At 63.0% G+C, this 21419-nt stretch carries 21 protein-coding genes and 1 pseudogene; 4 read left to right on the top strand and 18 right to left on the bottom strand.

What is annotated here, in order from left to right; translation table 11 throughout:
- The 5 genes and pseudogenes from AC1DIP_RS17845 to AC1DIP_RS17825 all read right to left on the bottom strand — a co-directional run.
- A pseudogene (locus AC1DIP_RS17845) lies at nucleotides 1–198 on the bottom strand (IS5/IS1182 family transposase); the annotation flags it as partial.
- A gap of 74 nt (nucleotides 199–272) precedes the next feature.
- Nucleotides 273–1619 (bottom strand): carboxylesterase family protein, encoded by a 1347-nt coding sequence (locus AC1DIP_RS17840; protein ID WP_477734543.1) that lies wholly within the window; start codon nucleotides 1617–1619, stop codon nucleotides 273–275.
- A 59-nt stretch (nucleotides 1620–1678) separates the two neighbouring features.
- The gene (locus AC1DIP_RS17835; protein WP_476208371.1) at nucleotides 1679–3661 is read right to left on the bottom strand and encodes an FAD-dependent oxidoreductase; all 1983 of its coding nucleotides are present in this window, start codon (nucleotides 3659–3661) and stop codon (nucleotides 1679–1681) included.
- A gap of 17 nt (nucleotides 3662–3678) precedes the next feature.
- Complete coding sequence (locus AC1DIP_RS17830; RefSeq protein WP_476208369.1) at nucleotides 3679–5274, bottom strand: FAD-dependent monooxygenase; 1596 nt, start codon at nucleotides 5272–5274, stop codon at nucleotides 3679–3681.
- 20 nt (nucleotides 5275–5294) lie between these two features.
- Complete coding sequence (locus AC1DIP_RS17825) at nucleotides 5295–6137, bottom strand: fumarylacetoacetate hydrolase family protein (RefSeq protein WP_476208367.1); 843 nt, start codon at nucleotides 6135–6137, stop codon at nucleotides 5295–5297.
- A gap of 124 nt (nucleotides 6138–6261) precedes the next feature.
- Here AC1DIP_RS17825 and AC1DIP_RS17820 point away from each other — a divergent pair, with 124 nt between their 5' ends.
- A complete protein-coding gene (locus tag AC1DIP_RS17820) occupies nucleotides 6262–6966 on the top strand; it encodes an FCD domain-containing protein (protein ID WP_476208365.1) in 705 nt (234 codons plus the stop codon).
- Between the two features lie 17 nt (nucleotides 6967–6983).
- Here the strand turns inward: AC1DIP_RS17820 and AC1DIP_RS17815 are convergent, their stop codons facing one another.
- The 13 genes from AC1DIP_RS17815 to AC1DIP_RS17755 all read right to left on the bottom strand — a co-directional run bounded on the left by AC1DIP_RS17815 (nucleotide 6984) and on the right by AC1DIP_RS17755 (nucleotide 18371).
- Nucleotides 6984–7859 (bottom strand): VOC family protein, encoded by an 876-nt coding sequence (locus tag AC1DIP_RS17815; protein WP_476208364.1) that lies wholly within the window; start codon nucleotides 7857–7859, stop codon nucleotides 6984–6986.
- Between the two features lie 33 nt (nucleotides 7860–7892).
- Entirely contained in the window at nucleotides 7893–8606 is a 714-nt protein-coding gene (locus AC1DIP_RS17810; protein ID WP_476208363.1) for an SDR family oxidoreductase, read from the bottom strand.
- Nucleotides 8603–9292 (bottom strand): TetR/AcrR family transcriptional regulator, encoded by a 690-nt coding sequence (locus AC1DIP_RS17805; protein WP_324643703.1) that lies wholly within the window; start codon nucleotides 9290–9292, stop codon nucleotides 8603–8605. The genes AC1DIP_RS17810 and AC1DIP_RS17805 overlap by 4 nt, the downstream gene beginning before the upstream one ends.
- Nucleotides 9289–10125 (bottom strand): ATP-binding cassette domain-containing protein, encoded by an 837-nt coding sequence (locus AC1DIP_RS17800; protein WP_476208361.1) that lies wholly within the window; start codon nucleotides 10123–10125, stop codon nucleotides 9289–9291. Before AC1DIP_RS17800 ends, AC1DIP_RS17805 begins: the two co-directional genes overlap by 4 nt.
- Nucleotides 10115–10888 carry an ABC transporter permease gene (locus AC1DIP_RS17795; RefSeq protein WP_477734542.1) on the bottom strand — a complete coding sequence of 258 codons (774 nt, stop codon included), beginning with the start codon at nucleotides 10886–10888 and terminating at the stop codon, nucleotides 10115–10117. Before AC1DIP_RS17795 ends, AC1DIP_RS17800 begins: the two co-directional genes overlap by 11 nt.
- Nucleotides 10885–11652, bottom strand: coding sequence for an ABC transporter permease (locus tag AC1DIP_RS17790; RefSeq protein ID WP_275181162.1), 768 nt, complete (start codon nucleotides 11650–11652; stop codon nucleotides 10885–10887). The genes AC1DIP_RS17795 and AC1DIP_RS17790 overlap by 4 nt, the downstream gene beginning before the upstream one ends.
- Before the next feature lie 168 nt (nucleotides 11653–11820).
- Nucleotides 11821–12816 (bottom strand): ABC transporter substrate-binding protein, encoded by a 996-nt coding sequence (locus AC1DIP_RS17785; protein ID WP_476208357.1) that lies wholly within the window; start codon nucleotides 12814–12816, stop codon nucleotides 11821–11823.
- A gap of 122 nt (nucleotides 12817–12938) precedes the next feature.
- Nucleotides 12939–14582, bottom strand: a complete 1644-nt coding sequence (locus AC1DIP_RS17780; RefSeq protein ID WP_477734541.1) for a bifunctional 3-(3-hydroxy-phenyl)propionate/3-hydroxycinnamic acid hydroxylase — start codon at nucleotides 14580–14582, stop codon at nucleotides 12939–12941.
- Complete coding sequence (locus tag AC1DIP_RS17775; RefSeq protein WP_476208355.1) at nucleotides 14579–15331, bottom strand: aldolase/citrate lyase family protein; 753 nt, start codon at nucleotides 15329–15331, stop codon at nucleotides 14579–14581. The genes AC1DIP_RS17780 and AC1DIP_RS17775 overlap by 4 nt, the downstream gene beginning before the upstream one ends.
- Entirely contained in the window at nucleotides 15328–15780 is a 453-nt protein-coding gene (locus AC1DIP_RS17770) for a nuclear transport factor 2 family protein (protein WP_476208353.1), read from the bottom strand. Before AC1DIP_RS17770 ends, AC1DIP_RS17775 begins: the two co-directional genes overlap by 4 nt.
- Nucleotides 15773–16567 (bottom strand): fumarylacetoacetate hydrolase family protein, encoded by a 795-nt coding sequence (locus tag AC1DIP_RS17765; RefSeq protein WP_476208351.1) that lies wholly within the window; start codon nucleotides 16565–16567, stop codon nucleotides 15773–15775. The genes AC1DIP_RS17770 and AC1DIP_RS17765 overlap by 8 nt, the downstream gene beginning before the upstream one ends.
- Nucleotides 16568–16572: 5 nt before the next feature.
- A complete protein-coding gene (locus AC1DIP_RS17760; RefSeq protein WP_476208349.1) occupies nucleotides 16573–17433 on the bottom strand; it encodes an alpha/beta fold hydrolase in 861 nt (286 codons plus the stop codon).
- Entirely contained in the window at nucleotides 17430–18371 is a 942-nt protein-coding gene (locus tag AC1DIP_RS17755; RefSeq protein ID WP_477734540.1) for a 3-carboxyethylcatechol 2,3-dioxygenase, read from the bottom strand. Before AC1DIP_RS17755 ends, AC1DIP_RS17760 begins: the two co-directional genes overlap by 4 nt.
- 227 nt (nucleotides 18372–18598) lie before the next feature.
- Between AC1DIP_RS17755 and AC1DIP_RS17750 the strand changes: the two genes are divergently transcribed.
- From AC1DIP_RS17750 to AC1DIP_RS17740, 3 genes are all read left to right on the top strand, one after another.
- Nucleotides 18599–19651, top strand: coding sequence for a D-2-hydroxyacid dehydrogenase (locus AC1DIP_RS17750; protein WP_477734539.1), 1053 nt, complete (start codon nucleotides 18599–18601; stop codon nucleotides 19649–19651).
- A 13-nt stretch (nucleotides 19652–19664) separates the two neighbouring features.
- Nucleotides 19665–20402, top strand: coding sequence for a fumarylacetoacetate hydrolase family protein (locus AC1DIP_RS17745; RefSeq protein ID WP_477734538.1), 738 nt, complete (start codon nucleotides 19665–19667; stop codon nucleotides 20400–20402).
- Nucleotides 20403–20493: 91 nt separating this feature from the next.
- The gene (locus AC1DIP_RS17740; protein WP_477734537.1) at nucleotides 20494–21291 is read left to right on the top strand and encodes an IclR family transcriptional regulator; all 798 of its coding nucleotides are present in this window, start codon (nucleotides 20494–20496) and stop codon (nucleotides 21289–21291) included.
- The last annotated feature ends 128 nt before the right edge of the window (nucleotides 21292–21419 follow it).

Raw genomic sequence — 21419 nt, 5'->3', positions numbered from 1 at the left:
CAGCACCGACCCGATGACCGGCGCCGGAACCGACGGCCTGCCCCGCCGCGACGGAAACAAATCCTCCATCATCGAATCCGGAAACAACCGCCCCCGATGTTTGGCCAGAAAAGCGAAAACACTGCCCGGAGCCAACAACTCCCCGGCCARTGCCTCCACATCCAAATACCCKCGTTGCGCGTCCTCGCGTCCCTGCATATGACAAGTCTTAACCACCAGACCCACCAGTCCAGTCGACGCGCCCCACATCCGCCGATTAGTTCAGCAGTCTCCTAGCCCAACACCCGTACTTCCGCCTCGCTGGCTGGCGCCCACCGGACCCCGTCAGCATCAATGACCAGCGAGCGCGGGGCCGCGACGTCATAGCGGCTGCTTTCGGCCACTCCGCAGTACAGGAACCGGCAAATCAGTTCCCGCATCGAGGCAGTCACCCGGGAAGTTTCCGCCTCCGTGGCGTTGATCATCATTGGGGAATCACTCCAGCGGTCTGTTCCGTCGAAGATGAATGCGAGCGGGAAGCAATGGGCTGAGTAAGCACCATCAAGCTTGCTTTGGTGATCGAACCGGACCACCTGCGCAGGTACGGGTGAGTGTGCGGCGATCTCCAGGGCGGGGAGGCGGAACTGGGCCAACGTGGCGGCTCGGACCATCCTCAGGTAAGCATCAGGCTCGTCACCCTTGGCGTCCAGCAGTTCCGCCGCCAGGGCCGGGTCTTTGAAGGTTCGTTCAAGGAACTCGTTCACGCCCGCATCTGAGAACCGTTCCCTCGGCTGGTTGCGCAGGAACGCCGCGGACTCTTCAGCAGTGGTGATCATCAGCAGGGCCCCGGTGTGGATTCTCTGCACCGAATCGGCATACCTGACCAAGTCGGCCGGAGCCTCCGCTGACTCGGCGGGCATGTACGGGAACGGCCGAAGACCTGTCCTCGCAGCCTCCTGGGCATCCAGAAGGGCCGGAGTAGGAGCAGCGGACAGGTCCGAGCCCAATGCCTCAAGAACAGCTCCGCGATGGTTCAGCCAGACGTCCACGGGCAGGGGCGCCAAGCGGGGCATGCTGAGCAACAGGGTTTGCGCCGCCATACCGCGAACAGACGGGTCCGTGCTCAGCGCGTAGGCGTACCAGGCCCCGGCGGAATCCCCGGCCAGGGTAACCTTGGCCGGGTCTCCCCCGAAAGGGCTGATGTTCTCCCGCACCCAAGCCAGTGCGGCTTTAAGATCACGCAACGGTTTGGTGGATTCCGTGGGGTCTCCGGACGGACTGAAGTGCCCGGCCACCCCCAGCCGGTAGTTCACGGTGACCAGAACAAAGCCGCCGGTCCGTATCAGGTCCGGGGAGTCGTACCAGCGGCTCTCCCCGGAACCTGTGGTGAAACCGCCACCCGGAATGAAGAACAGCACAGGCAATCCGTGGGCACCGGCAGGCGCCTGGACCCGCAGGGTAAAAGCGTCTTCCCGCTGTTCAAGTTCGCTCAGCGCAGTACCAAGCAAGCCGTCCAGCATGCCCGGCCGCTGCGGAAAGGCGGCTGGGCCGGTTTGTGCTTCGCCGGCAACCCCACCGGCAACCTCACCGCTTCGCGAATCCGCAGGAGCCGTGCCGTAGCGAAGTCCGGGCGCGTCCATTACTCCTCCACAGAGACTTGCCCGGACCTTCCCGGCGGGGGTGTCAATCAGCAGAAGCGTCACGCAAGGAACTCGTGATCGTCAGCCTTGACTGTCTCGGTTGCCTCCCAGTACTCGACGTTGGTGTAAGGCCACACCTGCGAAACACGGCCGTGCGAGTTCTGGTACCAGCTGCGTACGTAGGGCTGCCCCCACGCCATCCGGCGATTTCCGGCGTCGACCCATTCCACAAAGCGGCCCAGCGCCGCCGGTTTGACGTCGATCGCGGAGGCACCGCGCCGCAGGACCTCGTGGACGGCCTTGAGGGAAAATTCGACGGCGCGCTCAATCATGAAGTGCAGGCTTCCGGCCACTACACCACCAACGTTGGGTCCATAGATCAGGAAGAAGTTGGGGAATCCAGGGACAGTGACGCCGTTGTAGGCCCGGGCATCGCCCTTCCAGAAATCGTGGATCTCCACACCATCACGGCCGACGACCTCCACTTCATCCAGGTAGTCCGAGGGTTTGAATCCGGTGGCGAAGACGACGATGTCCACCTCGTGTTCAACGCCATCGTTGTCGATGATCCCGTTTTCCGAGAACCTTTCGATCCTGGAGGTGACCACGGTGGTGCCCTCGGACTTGAGGGCTGCGGCCCACACCCCGTTGTCACGCAGCATTCTCTTTGCACCGGGCGGGTAGTTGGGAATGGCGTTCTGGAGCAATTCAGGACGGTCCGCGAACTGCTCCTTCATGCGCTCGACCAGCATCTCCCGCACTTCCTGGTTCTTGGCCGAGACACTCAAGGGAGCGCCCTGCCAGCCGTCCTCCGCCGTGACGGTGTGCAGGCGGCCCGGAATACCTTGAAGCGTCACCCACAGCCGGTACCACTGCGCGTAGTGCGGCACCTTGCGCCGCAACCAGTCAAAGGTGCCACTGACGCCGTCGTGATAACTGGGAGCCGGCAGCATCCACGGCGCGCTGCGCTGGAAGAGCACCAGCCCGGCCACCTCGTCAGCCAGCGCCGGCACAATCTGGTAGGCGCTGGCACCCGTGCCGATGACCGCCACACGCTTGCCGCGGTAATCTACATCGTGCGACCACTCCTGGGAGTGCATGGTCACCCCGCGGTAGAGCTCAGCGCCGGGGAAGTCCGGGATGTTGGGCCGGTCCAGTTGGCCCAGGGCACTTACGACGGCGGCAAAGGTGCGGAACCGCTCCTGCCCGCCGCCGTGGCGGGTGGTCGCCTGCCAGGTGCGGGATTCCTCGTCCCACGACAGGCGGACAAGCCGGGTGGAGAACTCGATGGACTCCACCAGCCCTGCGCGCTCAGCCACGTCCCGGACGTAGTCCAGGACGTCTCCGCCTTCGGCGAACTGGTGTGGCCAGTCACCACGCTGGGCGAAGGAATACGAATAGCCGAACGTGGGGGTATCGAGGCGGACACCGGGGTAGGTGTTCTTGGCCCAGGTCCCGCCCAGGGTGGGCGCGTCTTCCACCACGGTGAACGGCACACCTGCCTGCGAATAGCGGAAGGCGGCAGCGATTCCGGCGATTCCGGCACCGATGATCAACACGGGGAAGTCGCGTCCGTCAGCTACCTCATCGAAAGTCCACTGCGGAGCTCCGCCCTTGTCCGGAGCGAGGTCGAGTTCGTGCTTCAGCGACGCGAACCAGTTCTCGCGGCCACCTGTGAGATACCCGAGGAGGTCCGTTACGGCGTCGTTCTCCAGCAAATCAACACTGGTGATCTCCTTGTCCCGCAGCTGCCGCAAACCGTCCAAAGCAAGTGCCTTGGCGCGTTCCTGCTGCTCCGGTGACATGCCTCCGTGCGGATGAGGCTGGGTGTCCACCAGAGTCAAGGGGGGCTCCAGGTCGCTTTCAAGGAAAGAAGAGTCTCCGAGCGCCGCCGCGAGGGCGGCGAGCAGGACAGGAAGTTCCGCCTGGGCGACGATCTTTTCCAGTTGGACGTCGTCCTCGACGATCGGCTCTGAGCTTGCTTCCCAGTAAAGGTCATCAAACCGCATCGTCTCAGACCTTATTTCCTGCATGCTGGGCATTTTTCCTCCTTGATTCGTCAGGACCGCGACAGCGGATCGACGTATGAACGCAGTTTGTTGATCACGGCCGTCTCACTTTGGTCAGTGAATACGGCAGCGACGTAGCGGTCCGGCCGCACCAACACGGTGTGGGGTGTGGCCAGCCCGGGACGCGCAAGAACCCGTGCCGCATCTACTAGGACCTGCTCGTCACCATTCCGGCGCGCGGCGTCGGAATTCCCATTGAGCGTGATCCGGCGAGCGCCCAGCAAGGACCAGAACTGCTTGCCCGCTGTCGTTCCGGTGCTGCCTGCGCCAAGCGTGATGAGTGCCCATCCACTCCCCAGGTGGGAGTCCAGGGGAGCCACGGAACCGTACTCGTCAGTCAGGGTCGGTTGGCTTAGGGCAAGGCCCACCCAGGCCGCGAGTCGACGATCAACGTCGCGATCGGCCTTGATGGCAACACCGTTGCGGTAGTCCGGCGGGGTGATGAACCGCATCGACCCCAGGTACCGATGCGCAGCGGGAATCAGGCTGACCGCACGGAAGGCAATATCCCGAAGATTGGTCCTGAAGGCTCCTACGGCCATCACCACAGCGCCCGTCCGGCGCGAGACCTTGACCATCTTGGCCGCGTGGGTGCGGCGTTCCGACTCGTAGGTGGACAGAAGGCGGTCGGTCCCCACACCGCGGAGCACCTCCAGCAGCTTCCAGCTCAGGTTCAGGGCATCCCGCAGGCCTGCGTTCAGTCCTTGTCCGGAGAAGGGAGGCATCAGGTGCGCCGCATCCCCAATCAGGAAGGCGCGGCCCGAACGGTAAGTGCGGGCAAGCCGTTGATGGGCTACATAGACCACAGCGCGCCTGACGTCTTCGGTGCGGAGCTCCGGGTGGAAGGGCCGGGACAACTCCAGGATCTTGTCCGGGGCCGTCATCTCGTCCGGATCTTCGTGATCGAAAAGCATGAATTCGAGCCGCAGGCGGCCCTTGATTCCGGGAACCAGGACGTAGGGACGTGTCCCGTTGCCATGGAACTCGGCGAAGGGTTCGCGTGCTCCAGGGACGTTGAGCAAGTCCACAACAATCCATCGTTCCTGCTGGGTGGAACCCACCAGGTCGATGCCCAGGCTCTCGCGGACAAAGCTGCGACCGCCATCTGCCCCGACCAGCCACGAGGCTGTCACGGTGCCCGCGCCCGCGTCGGAATCAAATCCGACTGTTACCCCGCCCGCTTTCTGGCTGATGGAATTTACCTGGGCACCGGCCAAAAACTCAATACTCTGGTGTTCGCAGGCCTTGTTCCACAGCAGTTCTTCCAGCACGGGCTGGTCGAACTGCGACTTCGCAGGATGCCCGATGCGGGAGGGAACAGGCGTGGACGACGCAAGTGGCCGGTCATTCAGCCCGAAGTAGCGGCTGCCGGTTCCCAGCAGCGATTCCGCTTTCAACGCTTCCGCGAGGCCCAGCCGGTCCATCGTCCGGAAGGTCTCGTCAGCGATGCTGATGGCCCGCGGCAGGTCCATCGGCGCCTTGGCGGTTTCCAGCAGCACAACGTGCGCACCGCCGTCGGCCAGCAACAGCGCCGCCGTCAGCCCAACGGGCCCGGCCCCCACAACCGCAACATCGAAGTCATCCATAGTGTTTCCTCCACGCATCCTCAAGCAACGAGGACGTTGCGAAGGGTGCCCAGTTTGCCGACCTCAACCTCGACGACGTCACCCGGGACCAGGAATGTGGGCGGCTCCATGAAGAGACCCACACCACCGGGCGTACCGGTGACAATGACGTCGCCCGGAGCCAGCGGAGTGAACGCGGTGACGTACTCGATGATGGCGGGGATGTCGAAGATGAGGTCTGCGACGGCGGCGCGCTGCCGGACCTCGCCGTTGACGCGGGTTTCCACCACGAGCTCGGTGACGTCACCGACTTCCTCGGCGGACATGAAGTACGGGCCGAAGGCACCGCTGAGCGGGAAATTCTTGCCCGGGGTCCACTGACCCGTGTGGCGCTGCCAGTCGCGGGCGCTGAAGTCATTGAATGCGGCATAGCCGGCAATGTAGTTCCAGGCGTCTTCAGGCTTGACGTGATCCGCGTGGGCTCCGATCACCAGCGCGACTTCGCCTTCGTAGTCGTACATGGAGCTTTCGGCGGGAATCGGCAGGTCCGCGCCGTGGGCGGCCAGGGTATCGGAGAAGCGTGCGAAGACGGTGGGCTTGCCTACCTCGTCCCGTCCGGTTTCTTCACGGTGGCTGCGGTAGTTAACACCAATGCAGATGACCTTGCCCGGGGTGGACAGAACGGGAAGGAAGGAGGTTCCTTCAACGGGCTGAACCGGCGCCTTGTCCCATTTCAGGGCAGCTGACAGCAGATCTTCCTCGATGGCCGACTGCAGCGAAGAGCTGAGCTTGGCTCCGCTGGGACCGAGGTCCAGCAGTTCTCCGTTGGTCTCCAGTCCCCACGTGGGCTGGCCTTCCTGGTTCAAGTAACTCGCGTAGCGCATGTGAATCCTTTCTAGGGCCGGCGTCATTGCCTCCGGCTTGCCGGTGTTTGAACTATACGGAGAATGCATTCTTGAGTCAATAATGTAGTTTTAGTGTGTTAGTGCGTAAGTGTACGCTTGTCCCATGGCACGACAAGCGAATGCAGAAACCATCAGTGAAGTAGTGCGGGGCAAGTTGCGGGCCGACATCTTTGCTGGCCAGTGGGCCCCGGGCACCAACCTCCAGGTTGGTGAGCTCACCAAGCGGTACGGCGCCAGTTCCACGGTCGTCCGTGAAGCACTTGTGCGTTTGGCTGGTGAAAAGTTGCTGCAATTCCGTCCCAACAGAGGCTTCTTCGTGTCCGAATACACCTTGGAAGAACTGCGCGGTCTGGGTGAACTTCGTTGCCGGGTGGAGGAGTACGGGCTGACCTTGGCCATTGAACAGGGCGACGTTGCCTGGGAGTCCGATCTTCTTGCCGTCCACCACCGCCTGGAGCGGACCCCGCGCCGCACCAGCGAGGACCCGAACCACATCTCGGTGGAATGGTTCCTGGCCCACCAGGCGTTCCACGCAAAGTTGCTGGAAGCCTGTCCTGTCCCCTTGCTTCAGGATTTCGCAGCCACCCTGGGCGAGGCTACCGCTCTTTACCGCCTCTGGACCGCGCCGGATAAACGCGCTCAATCCCGGGACATCGAGGCCGAGCACCGCGCGATTCTCGAGGCGACCATAGCCCGCGATGCTCCGACGGCCACCAAGCTTCTGCGGGAGCACTACATGCGCACGATCGACGTGATCGAAGAAGCCGAGTTTCATGCCGCCTCCGACGCCGGGCTGCCCAAGGAGTAAAGGCAACCCGGCCGTTCTTAGTTCAATGCGATGGGGAAGGCTCCGTGCTTCCGGAAATCCTCGCCGTTGTAGACGCCCCAACGGTTGAACCAGGTCCGGTCATCCTGGTCCCACTCGATGGGGGGACGCTCCAGTTCGTGGATTTGCTCGAGATCGGTGTACAGTTCGACCACGGTGCCATTGGGTTCGACATAATAGGCGGCGATGTTGTGGCCCGCGCCGTGGCGGACCGGGCCCCAGATCAACCGACGGCCCTTGGCGAACAGCCGGTCGCCGAGGCGGCCAAGGTCGGCAATGGACTGCGTCTGCCACGCGTGGTGGTGCAGGGAACCGCGGCCTTTGATCAAGGCAATGCCGTGGTGGTCCGGGTTGCAGCGCAGGAAGTACGCGAAATCCTGGCCAATGACATCGGAAACCTTGAACCGGAAAAACTCGACCAGGAAGTCCTTCATGGCGGTGGGATTCTGAGGATGGATGTTGATGTGGCCATAACGGTCCGGGCCAAACGATGACGGACCGTGCCGGTGGTCCTTCATGCCCACATAGACGTGGTAGACGTATCCTTCCGGGCCGAGGACGGCGAAGCCCTCACCGATCTCCCGCTCCAAAGGGCTGCGCGTAAGGATCGGGAACCCTGCCGTTTCCAGCCGCTTGCGAATGATTTCGAGCCCCTCCGGGCTGTCTGCCACAAGGCCGACGTGGTCGATTCCGTCCTCCTCGCCCTTCACGTAGACCAGCTCGTGGTGACGGTCCGCAGCGGACAGGTAGGCACGCTTATCATCGTTCAGCGTCATACGCAGGCCGAGGACGTCGGTGGCCAGTTCAAGGGACTCGTCGTAGTCCCGGGTTCTCATAGCGAGATAGCCCATTTCGGTGATCACACCAAGTGACATAGCTAAAAATGCCTTTCTTTCAGGTGCCGGCTCCTAAACGGAGCGCGACGCGCCACCATCCACGCGGATGTTCTGGCCTGTGATGTAGCTTGATTCCTCGCTTGCGAGGAACCGGATGACGCGGGCCACTTCACTGGAGCTGGCAGCCCTGCGCAGCGGTATCCGGGTGGTCCATTCAGCCGGCACGGTACCGGGGTCCTCCTTCGTGAATCCAGGGAGGACATTGTTCATTCGGATTCCGGACGGCCCGTACTCGTCGGAATACAGCTTGGTAAAAGACCCCAAGGCGGCGCGGAATGTGCCGGATACTGGGTAGTTCGGATTGGGTTCAAAAGGGGAGCTGGTGGAAACGTTCACGATCGATCCCCCGCCCCCGGCCAGCAGGTGGGGGGTGACGATTCGAGCCATGCGGATGACGTTCATGAGGTACATCTCGTAGCCCTCGAGCCATTCGTCGTCGCTGATCTCAAGCACCGGCTTCCTGGCCGCGTGGCCGGCACTGTTGATTACGACGTCGATCCGCCCGTAAGTCTCCAGCGCCAAGTCGGTAATTGACTGCAGATCCCCAACGGAACGGTTCGAACCGACCGCGCCCACGCCGCCGAGGCAGCGCGCCAACTCCAGGGCACTCCCGGAGGGCGAAAGGGCTGCAATCTTGTACCCGTCATCAGCCAACGCCCTGGCAGCCGCGCCGGCGATCCCGCGACCGCCGCCGACCACCAGCGCAACTTTGCCTGATGACTTCACCCCTTGTCCTCCGCCGCCCCGAGCTCGGCGTAGTGCTGGACGAGCTTGTCCATGGCGAGCGCAGACAGCTCGGCCGCCTCAGCAAAGTCGATCTCATCTCCTGCGGAGGCCGAGATGTAGAAGCCGTCCGTCAAGGCGCGGCCCAGCATGACGACTTTCCGGGCGAGGTCCGGCTTGACGCGCAAGGCCGCCTCCGGGAGGCCCGGAGTGACAGCCTCAACCATGAGTTCATACATCTGCTCGCGCACTTCCAAGTACTTCTGGCGGGCTGCGTTGCCCGCCAGCCGCTTCTCCAGGGCAAACAGCAACCCGATGATCCAGAACGCTTCCTGTGCGTGCTCAGGATCAGTTGAATTTGCGGCGGACCCGGCGATACTCGTACGGAGGATCACCCTGTTCTCCGGCCCACGGTGGCGTGTCTGCCAGTTTTCGAAGCAGTAATCGATCAGTGCGGCAAAGAGGCCCTCTTTGTTTTCGAAGTGCCAGTAGACCGAACCGATTGGCAGGCCGGCAACCCGTGCCACCTCGGCCATGGTGGTGCCTTCATAGCCCACTTTCACGGCAAGCTGGAGCACCGCCTCAAGGATTGCGCGTTCATTTTCCGGCGTGGACTGGTGGACCCGGCGACGCTTGCCGCTCTCGGTCTTGCCGTTGCTGCTGACATCCGCGCCTGCCCGGGGGCTCATGCGTACAACCCGTCGTGCGCGGTCATCCGTTCGCCGCCGGGATTGGTCTTGGCGAACTGAACCTCCTCGTACACCTGGTGGCGAAGTTCCCCGAAGCGGTGCAGGGACCGCGTGTCGGCCTGGCTGCGGGCATCGGGAAGGTCGATGTGGATGTCAGCCTGGACAATAGTGGGCGAGCTGGACAACACCAGGACGCGTTCAGCCAGGTAGACGGATTCGTCAATGTCGTGGGTCACGAAGAGGATGGTCATGTCCAACCGCTTCCAGACTTCACGGACCAGGTCCTCCAGCTCTCCACGGGTTTGCGCGTCGACGGCCGCGAAGGGCTCGTCCATGAGCAGGACGCTGGGGTTGGAGGCTACGGCACGGGCGATCGCCACGCGCTGCTGCATGCCGCCGGAGAGCTGCCACGGGTAGCTCTTGGCAGCGTGGGACAGGGTGACGGCCTCAAGCGCATCCTTGACCCGGGCCTTACGCTCATCCTTGGGCACGCCGGAGGTCTTGAGCGGCAGCTCGACGTTGTCCTCGACACTCAACCAAGGGAAGAGGCTGCGGCTGTATTCCTGGAAGACCACGGCCATGCCCTCGGCGGGCCCGGAGACGCGCTTGCCGTCCAGGACCACTTCACCGGATGTTGGATCCAGGAGCCCGGCAATGCATTTGAGCAGCGTCGTCTTTCCGGAACCGGAGGGCCCTACCAGGCAGGCGAACTCGCCGGCGTGGAGATCGAAGGTCAGGGACCGTACGGCCTCCACCTCGTTCCGTGTGCCTGCGCTATATACCTTGCGCACCTGCTGGACACTGAGCCGGATATCCGACTTGCTAGCCGTCATTGGAGGCCTCCTTCAGACCGTAGTACCATCCCAGAACCCGCTTCTGGATTGCCTGGAATACCACCGAAAGCAGCACCCCTATGATCCCCAGGAGAAATATTCCGCTCCACATTTCGGGGATCGCGATGCGGTTCTGGAAGTTAATAATGGAGTAGCCAATACCGTCGATCGACGCGAACATTTCCGAGACGACCAAGAGGATAAGCCCCACCGCAAGGCTATGCCGGATGCCGGCCATGATGAGCGGCGAAGCGCCGGGAAGCACCAGGTAGCGTATGCGGTCGAAGCCGCGGAGCCGGTAGACGAGTGCCGTGTTCTTCAGCACTTCGTCGAGGGACCGCACGCCTTCGATCGTATTGAGCAGGACAGGCCAGAGGCAGCCCAGTACTATCACAGTGATCTTCATCGTGTCATTGATGCCGATGAGCAGGAGCAGCACCGGGATGAGGATGGTTGAAGGCACTGCCCGGATGAATTCCAGCAGGGGTTCCAGGAACCAGCGGAGGTTGCGCGAGAGACCGATGGCGATCCCCAGCGCCACCCCGAGTATCAGGGAGACGGCAAGGCTGATGAGCAGCCGACCCATGCTGGGCACGACGTCGGTGAAGAACTTCTCGCTGAACCACACGTTGATGAACGTCGTGGCCAGTTTGTCCGGCTTGGGAACGAAGAAGTTGGCTCCCTGGGCTGTGAACGCCCACCAGATGGCAATGAGGATTGCCGGCAGGCCGAACCACATGCCGAGGCGTTTGAGGACGATCATGCCGCCACCTCCGAACGGACCGAGCTGTGCCAGAAAAGCACCTTGCGCTCGATGAAGCGGAAAATAAGGTTCACCAGGATGCCCAGGAGCCCGGATGTCAGGATCAGTGCGATCATCGCCGCCGGGTTGTCGTTCAACTGGGCCTGTGCCACTGCCCGGCCTATTCCGGGCGTACCGACGATGAGTTCGGAACTGATCGCAAGGATCAGGGCAACCGTGGCAGCAAGGCGGATGCCGGTCATCAGGTACGGCAGGAGCGTGGGCAATACCAGGTGCCGAACCCGCTGAAGCCACGTCATCCGCAGCGTGCGAACGGTGTCGTCGGCCACCTTGTCAATGTCCGTGATGCCGTACATGGCCTGGATCAGGACAATCCAAAAACAGCCGTAAACCACAATCAGGAGTTCGGCGCCGATCCGCGGTCCAAAGAACAGTGCGGCCAAGGGAATCAGGCCTACAGCAGGAATGGGACGCAGGAACTCGACCGTGGTGTGCGTTGCAGCGCGCAGGAAGCGGCTCGAACCGATGAGCAAGCCCACTGCGAGGCCGCCCAGCGTGGCGATGGTCAGCCCAAGGAACCAGGCCCACATCGTCTGGCCCACGGTGAGCCAGAACTGGGTGAAGGTGAAGTTTTTAAGGAGGGTAGGAATGACCACCGATGGTGGTGGCAGGTGGTGCTGGCTGACTGGGCCAAAGGCGGAGAAGAGTTCCCAGGCGATGAGTGCCGCCAGGATGCCGGCGACGCCCAGGACGTAGGGTCCCACAGCAATCCACCGGTCAGCACGACGCACTCTGTGTTCCCGCGCAGGCGGGGCACTCACAGCCACGCTCCTCAGCGTTGGACTTTGCGTTTCCACGGTTTTGTTCTGCTCTCATTTGTGCGATCAGTGGCTGGCGGGGGCCGCAGGGGGGAGCGGCCCCCGCCAGCGGCTTTATGGTTTCCAGATCACCTTGGCCACATCGGGCGTGGTGTTGACGATGCCGTACTTGACGAGCAGATCCGCAAACAACTGGATTGTCTCCTGTGAGACATCCGGGTTGTAGAGCGAGAGTTGGGCCTTCTTCGCAGCCGCGGGATCGGTGCCCAGGGCCGCCGGCATGGCGTCGCGGATCAGATCATTGTTTTGGGTCAGGAAAGGCAGCGCTTCCTTCATGGCTTCCGTGAACCGCTTGACCTTGTCCGGATCGCTTTGCACCAGTTTGCCGCTGGAGATGGAGACCAGTTCGTTGGCGCCAAGGCCGGTGTCGTGGATGAAGTCGCTGACGACACGGCCACCTTTGGACACTACCTGCTGGATGAAGGGAGAGCCTGCCATACCGGCGTCGATCTGGCCGGCTTCGATCTGGGCTGCAACTTCCGGGAAGGACAACTGGACGAAGGTCACCTTCTTCGGGTCGCCGCCGTCCTTGGCAATTGCTTCACGGATGCCGATCTCGCCGATGCCGCCCAGTGCGTTGACGGAAACCTTTTTACCTTCAAGGTCCCGGGCAGATTTGATGGTGGATGAGGCACCCACTACCACGGCGGTGGAGTCTTCAACGATTTTGGGGTCATTCTGGGTGACACCTTCAACGATGCGGACATCGAGCCCCTGGGTGGTGGCCGTCAACGCCGTCACGGGGCTTGCCAGCATGAAGTCCAGGTCACCGGTTGCCAGCGCCGGCAGCTGTGCCGCACTGCTTCCTGCGCCCACTACCAGCTGCAAATCGATTCCATGCTTTTCGAAGAAGCCTTTATCCTTGGCAACCTGGAAGGCTGCCACGGTGTTGGACGGGAAGATCCCGTAGGTGACCTTGGTGAGCGCTCCGGAGCTGCTGTCCGCAGCAGCGGGGGCGCTGCCGTCGACAGATCCGGATGCGCAGCCACTGAGCGCCAGCGCCAAGGCTACGGCGCCGACGGCCGCTGCGCGGGTTTTGTTGATATTCATGGATTCGCTCTCCCTTGAGTGATTGCTGCGCGGGCCTTTGCCTGCCGTCTTCAGCGACGAGTTGCAGCAACAGTATTTTGCTAATTAAGCCTTTGTCAACGGATTATGCATTCTGAATTATATTATGCGTTCTGAGGTGCAAATGTGACGTCAGCCACGCTGAAGACCTTGTCCAGAACACCGCTGAGCTCCTGCGCGAGACACTCCGCAGCCACCACGTGGTCCGGACGCACAACGATCGCCGAGAAGGGCCTCTCGTCGAACCAGGACTTCAGGACGCCGCTTTCGTCACCAACAACGCGAACGCCGGGTGCAGCAGCAGCTTTGGCCCACGGCAACTGCGTGGCCGGCACTGCATGGACCAGAACGCCGCCAAGCCGTCCGAGCTTCTCTGCCGCGACCTCACTCACAAACGCCATGGGATCGTTGTTCCAGACCACCACACGCCAGCCTTGACCGGTGGCATCGTCCAGCAGGACCGACTTACCGTCCTCGCTGCGGACCGTGGGCTGAGGGAAAAGTGTTCCCACCGTCCGCGGAGCGTCTTCCCGGTCCGGCAAGGACTTCCACGTCGGGAGCTTCGACGGAACCACAACGCCGTGATCGTACTTCGGCATCGGCTTATAGCCCTGGCTGTTCAGGCGTGCGCGGGCCCTGGGGAGCCGGTCCACCACGGCGGCAGCCATATCGCGGACAGCCGTGCGGAGCCTGTTGTGGTCTGTGACCAGGTTCGCCATGTTCAGCGACAACGCCACCATGGCTTTCACGTGCTCCCGGCGCTCGTCTTCGTAGGAATCAAGCAACCGGTCACTTGCTTTTCCTTGGACGACGGCCGCGAGTTTCCAGCCCAGGTTCAAGGCATCCCGGATTCCGGAGTTCCACCCTTGACCAGCCACCACAGGCATTACGTGGGCAGCGTCGCCGGCCAGAAGGAAGCGACCTACGCGGAACTTCTCTGCGACCCGGGCATGATGGGCATAGACCCGACGGCGGATGATATCCAGGCCCGCGGGATCGGGCACGTGGGGGGCAAGCAGGGCGAAGACGAACTCATCATCCTCGGCCAACTCTTCCGATTCCCCTTCAAACAGCGTGAACTCCCAGCGCCGAATGCCGTGGGGCAGGCTAAGGGTTGCGTAGCCGCGGCTTGGGTCTCCACCGAATACCGCGTGCGGTGTGCCGATGGGATCGTTCGCGACGTCGATCACGAGTCCGCGCGTCGATCGGGTCTCGCCTTCGAACTTGAGCCCCAGGTGCTGACGGGTCAGCGAGCGCCCGCCGTCGCAACCCACGACGTAGCTGCCTGTAATCCGCTCCTCACCAGTGGGCGTGCTGACCGTGGCGATGACGCCGTCGGAATCCGATGCGAAAGCCTCCACCCGGCAACCGAAGCGCACCTCCACATGGGGGTACCGCGCCAGGCCCTCGAGTAGAGCCTTATCAACCAGGGGCTGGATAAAGCCGTTACGTCGGGGCCAACCGAACTCACGGGTTGTGGGGTTGATCTCTGCGAGGATCTTGCGGTCGCCGTTGATGATGCGGATCTTCTGGTCGGGGACCGTGTGCGGAAGCACCTTGTCCACCAGTCCAATGGTCTGCATCGTCCGGAGAGCTTCGTCGTCGATGCCCACGGCGCGGGGGTAGTCGATGAGCTCGTCGCGGCCTTCGAAGACCACCGTGCTCACGCCAAACTGGCCAAGGAGGTTGGCCAAGGTCAATCCGACCGGACCGGCTCCGATGATAATGACGTCCCTGCGGTCGCTCATTTTGTGCCCCTCAGGGTCTTGATGGATTCTTGGGCCGCACGGCTAAGGAATACAAGGTCAATGCCGAGGCCCACATAGTCGACGAGGTCCCGGTCAAGAAGGTGGGCGGCGTAGGTACCGGAGCCCGAATAGATGCCCAGGGTCACACCGTGTTCCCTCGTCAAAGCTGCCAAGTCGACGATGGCTTCCCGGACAGGTCCGTCTTCCCAGTCTCCCCTGCCGGGAAGACCGAAGGATACGGCCAGGTCCGCCGGTCCGATGTAGATGGAGTCCAGGCCGGGAGTCGTGACAATCTCTTCCGCGTTCTTCAGGCCCGCCACTGTTTCAATCTGGGCGATGGCAGACACTGCAAGGTTGCCCGCTTCGGTGTAGGACTCTCCCTTATAAAGGGCAGGCCTGCTCGGACCGAGGCTACGGTTGCCCACGCCGGGGTACTTGGTGGCCTCCACCAGCATTCGCGCTTGCTCGCCCGACTCGATGGTGGGAGCGATGATTCCGCGTGCGCCGCTGTCGAGGAGGCGAAGGATCGGAGCCGGATCAAGGCTTCCCACCCGCGCATAGGTATAGGCGGAGCCCCGGGGTGCGGCCCGCAGCATGGTGCAGGCCGCTTCGAGTCCCACTTCGCCGTGCTGCAGGTCGACCACCACGCCGTCGTAACCGGCAGCCAGCGCCCACTCCGTCACGGACAGGGATGGAATGGCCTGGTGCAAGAGTGCCGGTGGCCGTCCGCCGCGGCTATCCCACTTCATTTCGCGGCACTTTCGGTCAGGCGCTTGGCGTGCGCGGCAGCGTTCATGCCGCCGAAGATGGGGTTGATCTCGCGGCGCGCGATCTTCCACTCGCCATCCACGTCGCGGTAGACCTCCCGGAATTCACCTACGCTGGCAGGCATGAGCGGGTTCTCCGAGGAGTCCCGGAACGTCAGGTACTGCGTCCAGCCGTGGAGTTCCTCGCCGACCCATTCCAAACGGATGCCGCCGATGAGGTGGCGGCCCACCACTCCCGTGACCTTGGCACGTCGTTCGCCCCAGGCCTTGATGGCGTCCCGGCCATCCATGTCTCCGAGGGGGCCGGTGGAAACTGCGTCTTCGGTGTAGAGCTCCCACGTCGTGTCAGCCTTGCCGTGGTCGAGTCGCCACAGAAGTTCCGCGACGAGCGCCTCGATGGCCACCCGGGTTTCAACGGTTATCTTACGCATCAACAGCCTCCACCAGGTGCGCGGTGACGTCTCCGAACCCGTGCGAGTACTTCGCGGTGTACGTAACGTTGGGATCCCAGTCCACAATCAGCCCGATGGATCCGGAGAGCAGGATTTCTCCGGCGCGGAGGGGCTTGCCGATCCTCAGGGAGGTCTCTGCCAACCACTGGATTGCATTTATGGGATCACCCATGACGTTGCCGCCGACGCCGCGCGTCAATTCTTCGTCGCCGCGGTAGAGGACCATCTCCACCTGTTTGAGGTCGATTTCACCGTAAGGGATGCGGACCGGACCCGTGACGATACCTTCGCAGGCGGCGTTGTCGGCGATCGTATCCACGATGCCCATTTTGTAGCTGTGGTAGCGGTTATCCACCAGTTCCATGGCCGGGGTGACGTAATCGATAGCGGCTTCCACAGATGCCAAATCCGAATCCAGGATGTCGGACTTGAGGACGAAGGCAAGCTCGGCCTCGATCTTGGGGTGGAAGTACGCTGACGACGGCCGCTCAACGGGCGACTCGAAAACCATGTTGTCGAGGATGATCCCGTAATCCGGTTCGTCCACTCCGGCGCGCTCCTGAACGACGGGGTTGGTCAGGCCCACTTTCCGGCCTACCCGACGGCGGCCTTCCGCGGCTTCGCGCTGCTGGGTGACGAGTTCGGAGATGCGGTAGGCAGCATCCTTGTCCTTGTCCGGGAGCCGGTGGCGCACAAACTCGATGGGGGTGCGCGTGGTCCGCGCGTTGTAGAGATCTTCAGCGATCTCCGTAATGATGTCCGGCACCGGTATCAGGCCTTTCTGCTGAGGAAATCGAGTGCTTTTTCGTTGAAACTGGCGGGGTCCTCCCACTGTGGCCAGTGGGCCGCGTTGCGGATCAGTGCCAATTCGCCGTCGGGAATGGCTGCTGCCAGGGTCTCTCCCGTGCCGACGCCTCCAGTTGGCTCGTGGTCCGTCCACACGAGCAGCGCCGGCACGGGAATGGCTGCATAGTCTTCCTTGGTCACCTGGTTCCGGGCCCGGATATCCGGAACCTGGAGCGCCATGATGTGCTCCATGGATGTGATGAAGCCGGGCCGCCCGTAGATGGCGCGGCGAACTTCCACCAACTCGTCCGTAATCTGCCCTGGATCATGGATGACCACTTGGAGCCGCGCCTTGACGTTCTCGTAGCTGGGGTCTTCCACTGCCCTGCGGCTGATCGGGCTGACCCGGTCCATGGACATTGGTCCCACCATCCGGCCCCCAGGGGCGCTCAGGATGATGGTGTGCAGTCGTTCGGGGTGGTGCGCGGCGAACTTGATGGCGATCCAGCCGCCCAGGGACTCCCCCAGGAGGTGCACCTTGTCCAAGCCGAGCACGTCCAGGAGTTCCAGCAGGTGCGCCTCGTAGTCAGGGATCTCCAGGTCGGCCTCAGCCAACGTCGTATAGCCATGCCCGGGGTAGTCGTAGCCGATGACCTTGTACTTCTGCGCCAGTGCACGGATGTTGTGCGTCCACGCTTCGATGTGCCCGCTGGTGCCGTTGAGCAGGACCACGGTTTGCTCACCGTCGCCAACGGTGAGGACCCGGGTCCGCCACGGACCTGCCTGAACATACTCGAGGGTGTGGGGAAGATCGGCAATCTCCCCCCACATTGTTTTCCGGGTCATGAGTCTTGGGGAATGGCAGCGGTGATCCCAAAGCCGGCACCCCAGGTCTTGACGGGCCAGTAGCGGTCAACCACCATGTCGTAATCGCCCGCCGTCGACAATGCGCTGAACGCTGCGATCCACGAACGCATCTCGTGGGCGGCGCTTCCGCCCTCGGCGATGAATTCGTCGTTGTCCCAGCTGTCTACGTCACTCAGGGAGCCCGAACGGAACACCTTGAGCAGTTTCTGGTCCCATTCCTCATTAAGGGGAGCGCTGGATGCGCGTCCTTCGGCAATTGCCTGGATGCCCTGGATGATCTTCCCTTCCCTGGCCGCCCGGTCCTCCTTCGACGGCGAGTAGGACACCAGCCGCTGCTGGACCGGCTCCGGCGAACCGTCGTACTCGGGAATCGGCGGGTTGTGTGAAAGTCCGCCGGATGCCACCAAAAGGACTCGCTTATCCAACTGCTGGGCAGCACGGCCCAAGGCCTCCCCCATCAAACGGATGCGCGCCATGGGGGTCAGGGGCTTACCGATCGCGTTCACGAAGACGGGAACGAACGGACGGGTGAAGCCGGCGCCGAAGAGGAATTCCAAGGGCTGCATGACGCCGTGGTCAACCTCCAGTCGCTCGGAGCGGGAGATGTCGATCCCCTGGGCGATGGTCAGTGCGTGCAGCTGCCGTGCTGTATCGGAATCGACGGGAAGCGGCCCCTCCCCGGTGCCGTAGTCACCGACGCCCACAGCCTGGGCACCAATGGCAAACGGCGGCATCATCGAGTACAGGACGCCGTTGAAGTGGTCCGGGCCGAAAATGACGGTGACGTCTGGCGCGAAGTCTTCAACGAATGAGCGGACCTCGCCCAGGGCTCCATTGATTTCCGCGAAGATGTTCCCGCCCGGATCGACGTTTCCAAATGACGGCGCGTGTGACAACGCGGCTAACGCAAGCGACATTGCTTTCCCTCTCAGTGACGTCGGCCGCATCGGGCCCTTCCCTAGAGTGTAGATTCTAGATTCGACATTTTCAAGGGCGAAAGTGATTTAGGCCATGGGCGCATGCAGGGTCGGAGTCCAATGCGGCAGTGCGAAAGCGTTGCGTTCGCTGGCCTCAGATCCCGGACAAAGCATCCAGAGTGAAATCTATGTTCACTATTTAGGACACCGCCCAGTATGCTGGACGCATGACTTCCACCAAGACCGTGGCCATTGCCGTCCCGCTCGAAGCAAAGCTTGTGGACCAGATCCGTGCCGTTGACCCCTCCGTCACCGTCCTCTACGAGCCCGGCCTCCTGCCGCCGGAACGCTTCCCCGCCGACCACTCAGGGGATCCGGCCTTCAAACGCACGGACGAACAGGAAGAGCGCTACTGGGCAATGCTCAACAGCGCCGAGGTGCTGTACGGCTTCCCCAACGAGAGCCCTGATGGCCTGGCGCGCATCGCCCGGGAAAACCCGCGATTGCAGTGGGTCCACGCGATGGCGGCCGGGGCAGGCGGAGCCGTCAAGGCATCCGGACTGAGCCAGGATCTCCTGCAGAAGTTCAAGATCACCACCTCCGCCGGGGTCCACGCCCTGCCCCTCGCAGAGTTCGCAGCGATGGGAATCCTCAACGGCTTCAAACGCAGCGCCGAACTTGCCCAGGACCAGGCTGCAAAGGCCTGGCCCAGCCTCCGGGTCCCCACCCGGCTGGTCAACGGATCAAACCTGGTCGTCAGCGGCCTCGGCGAAATCGGACTGGAAACCGCCCGGATCGCCCGGGCGCTGGGCATGAACGTCAGCGGCAGCAAACGAAACGTGGAACCCATCGACGGGATCGACCAGGTAGTGGACAACGCCGGCCTCCCTACCCTCCTGGCCACGGCAGACGCCGTCGTCAACACCCTCCCCGGCACCGCCTACACGGAAAAGCTGTTCAACCGGGACCTGTTCGCCGCCATGAAGCCCGGGACCATCTTCGTCAACGTGGGCCGCGGAACCGTGGTGGACGAGGACGCGCTGCTGGAGGCACTGGACAACGGCCAGGTGGGCTACGCCTGCCTTGACGTCTTCGCCGTGGAGCCGCTGCCGCAGGACAGCCCCCTGTGGAACCACCCCAAAGTCATGGTCTCGCCCCACACCTCGGCCCTCAGCGCCGCTGAGAACCGGCTCATCACGGAGAGGTTCTGCAGCAACCTCCGGACGTTCCTCGACGGCGGGGACCTCCCCCACCTCGTGGACACGGTCCACTTCTACTAGGACGGGTGGAGAAGTGCGCATCGCCAGAATCCAAACAGCATCAGGCCCGCAGCACGCCGTTGAAGGCGACGGCACCTGGCACCACATCATCGACCCGTTTGAGGGAAGCCTCCGTTACACCGGCGGCACCACCACCCACAGCGAGGCAACATTCCTCGCGCCGGTGAGGCCCGCCGTCGTCCTGGGCATTGGCCACAACCACACCTTGAATGACCACCCCCTGCCCATCCAGGCGTGGCACAAGTCCGTCCACACCGTCGCCGGACCCGGCGACGCCATCACCGCGGTGCGCGGCCAGGGCACGGTCAACGCCGAGGGTGAACTCGCCGTCGTGATCGGCAGGACAGCCGCCAACCTGACCGTGGACAACGCCCTGGAGCACGTCCTCGGCTACACGTGCGTCAACGACGTCACCAATGTGGACCAGAACGCGGTGGACGAGCGGAATTTCCAAGGCAAGTCAGGCGTCAACTACACGCCCCTGGGCCCGTGGATAGAAACCCAACTCCCGGATCCCGAAAAGGTGGCCATCGACGTTTACGTTAACGGAGCAGCGAAGGCCACCTCCGGGACCTTCAACCTCCCCTCCACAGTGGTGGACTGCCTTGTGTACGTCACTTCCTGGCTCACCCTGGAACCAGGGGATGTGGTGATGACCGGTGCACCCGCCACAGTGGTGCCCGTCGAGCCCGGGGACAGGGTGGACATCGTCGTGGAGGGCATCGGCACCCTGAGCAGCCTCGTGGCCTGACGGGAGGAGTGTGCCAACGCGGCACTTATGATGGATTGCGTTCAGTTGACTGAACGCAACCGCACTCCGCCTTGGCGACCTAAGGAGAATCATGGCCGATTCCCATATCCCCGCGTCATCCGACAAGCCGGGAGCCACCTCGCCGGCGCCGGCCGTTACGCGGGCAGCAGCCGTCCTGGATGCCCTCGCCGCCTCGGCTACCGGCCGCCTCACCCTGAGCGACCTCTCGCGCGAGGTGGGAATACCCAAGTCCTCCACCTCCAACCTCCTGCTGGCGCTGGAGGAGGCCCGGCTGATCAGCCGGCAGGGCTCGGAGTTCACCCTGGGCCGCAAGCTGGTGGAACTGGGCGCCGCGTATCTGGGCAGGATGGACGAGGTACAGGAGTTCTACCGCTACTGCGAGCAGGCCTCCGTCCTGTCCCGCGAAACGGTGCGGATCGCCATGCTGGATGGCACCAATGTCATTTACCTGGCCCGCTATGAGGGCCACCCCGCGGTGCGGCTCACCTCCAATATCGGCGACAAGATGCCGGTGTCCCTCTGCGCCGTAGGCAAGGCCCTGATCGCTCGGCTGCGTGACCATGACCTGGAGGAAATGTTCCCGGACGACGCCGAACTGCCGGTCCTCACGCCCAAATCCCTGCGCACCGGCGCGGAACTGAAGGCGCAGCTGAAGGAGATCCGCGCGCAGGGGTTTGCCTTTGAGGATGAGGAATCCACCACCGGCGTGGTGTGCCTCGCCGTCTCCGTCCCCACCCGCGGCGCCCACGGCCCCAGCCTCGGCCTGTCCGTGACAGCCCTCAAGGCCACCTACACGCCGGAGCAGGGCTCGCAAATGGTCAAGGAACTGCAGGAACTGGCCCACTCCCTGGGCAATCCGATGGGCTAGGCGCGCCAGCCCGGGTGCAGTCCGTAAAAACAAAAACGAAAACTGTTGCCAGTTGTTCAGCTTGCTGTATTGTGTTCAGCATAGTGATCGACACAACAGGTGTTGCCGCTATCCCACCAGGCCAACGG

The sequence above is a fragment of the Pseudarthrobacter sp. 05T312 genome, from assembly GCF_056396685.1.
Note: the sequence above shows the minus strand (reverse complement) of the source record. Positions and strands in the feature narration are given on the sequence as shown.

What these genes read in the sequence shown, in the direction of transcription:
- AC1DIP_RS17825 (WP_476208367.1), bottom strand. Translation starts at nt 6,137, where the DNA reads ATGCGCTACGCGAGTTACTTGAACCAGGAAGGCCAGCCCACGTGGGGA.
- AC1DIP_RS17775 (WP_476208355.1), bottom strand. Translation starts at nt 15,331, where the DNA reads ATGAAGTGGGATAGCCGCGGCGGACGGCCACCGGCACTCTTGCACCAG.
- AC1DIP_RS17750 (WP_477734539.1), top strand. Translation starts at nt 18,599, where the DNA reads ATGACTTCCACCAAGACCGTGGCCATTGCCGTCCCGCTCGAAGCAAAG.
- AC1DIP_RS17780 (WP_477734541.1), bottom strand. Translation starts at nt 14,582, where the DNA reads ATGAGCGACCGCAGGGACGTCATTATCATCGGAGCCGGTCCGGTCGGA.
- AC1DIP_RS17815 (WP_476208364.1), bottom strand. Translation starts at nt 7,859, where the DNA reads ATGTCACTTGGTGTGATCACCGAAATGGGCTATCTCGCTATGAGAACC.
- AC1DIP_RS17840 (WP_477734543.1), bottom strand. Translation starts at nt 1,619, where the DNA reads ATGGACGCGCCCGGACTTCGCTACGGCACGGCTCCTGCGGATTCGCGA.
- AC1DIP_RS17795 (WP_477734542.1), bottom strand. Translation starts at nt 10,888, where the DNA reads ATGATCGTCCTCAAACGCCTCGGCATGTGGTTCGGCCTGCCGGCAATC.
- AC1DIP_RS17740 (WP_477734537.1), top strand. Translation starts at nt 20,494, where the DNA reads ATGGCCGATTCCCATATCCCCGCGTCATCCGACAAGCCGGGAGCCACC.
- AC1DIP_RS17800 (WP_476208361.1), bottom strand. Translation starts at nt 10,125, where the DNA reads ATGACGGCTAGCAAGTCGGATATCCGGCTCAGTGTCCAGCAGGTGCGC.
- AC1DIP_RS17755 (WP_477734540.1), bottom strand. Translation starts at nt 18,371, where the DNA reads ATGTCGCTTGCGTTAGCCGCGTTGTCACACGCGCCGTCATTTGGAAAC.
- AC1DIP_RS17805 (WP_324643703.1), bottom strand. Translation starts at nt 9,292, where the DNA reads ATGAGCCCCCGGGCAGGCGCGGATGTCAGCAGCAACGGCAAGACCGAG.
- AC1DIP_RS17830 (WP_476208369.1), bottom strand. Translation starts at nt 5,274, where the DNA reads ATGGATGACTTCGATGTTGCGGTTGTGGGGGCCGGGCCCGTTGGGCTG.
- AC1DIP_RS17785 (WP_476208357.1), bottom strand. Translation starts at nt 12,816, where the DNA reads ATGAATATCAACAAAACCCGCGCAGCGGCCGTCGGCGCCGTAGCCTTG.
- AC1DIP_RS17770 (WP_476208353.1), bottom strand. Translation starts at nt 15,780, where the DNA reads ATGCGTAAGATAACCGTTGAAACCCGGGTGGCCATCGAGGCGCTCGTC.
- AC1DIP_RS17820 (WP_476208365.1), top strand. Translation starts at nt 6,262, where the DNA reads ATGGCACGACAAGCGAATGCAGAAACCATCAGTGAAGTAGTGCGGGGC.
- AC1DIP_RS17760 (WP_476208349.1), bottom strand. Translation starts at nt 17,433, where the DNA reads ATGACCCGGAAAACAATGTGGGGGGAGATTGCCGATCTTCCCCACACC.
- AC1DIP_RS17835 (WP_476208371.1), bottom strand. Translation starts at nt 3,661, where the DNA reads ATGCCCAGCATGCAGGAAATAAGGTCTGAGACGATGCGGTTTGATGAC.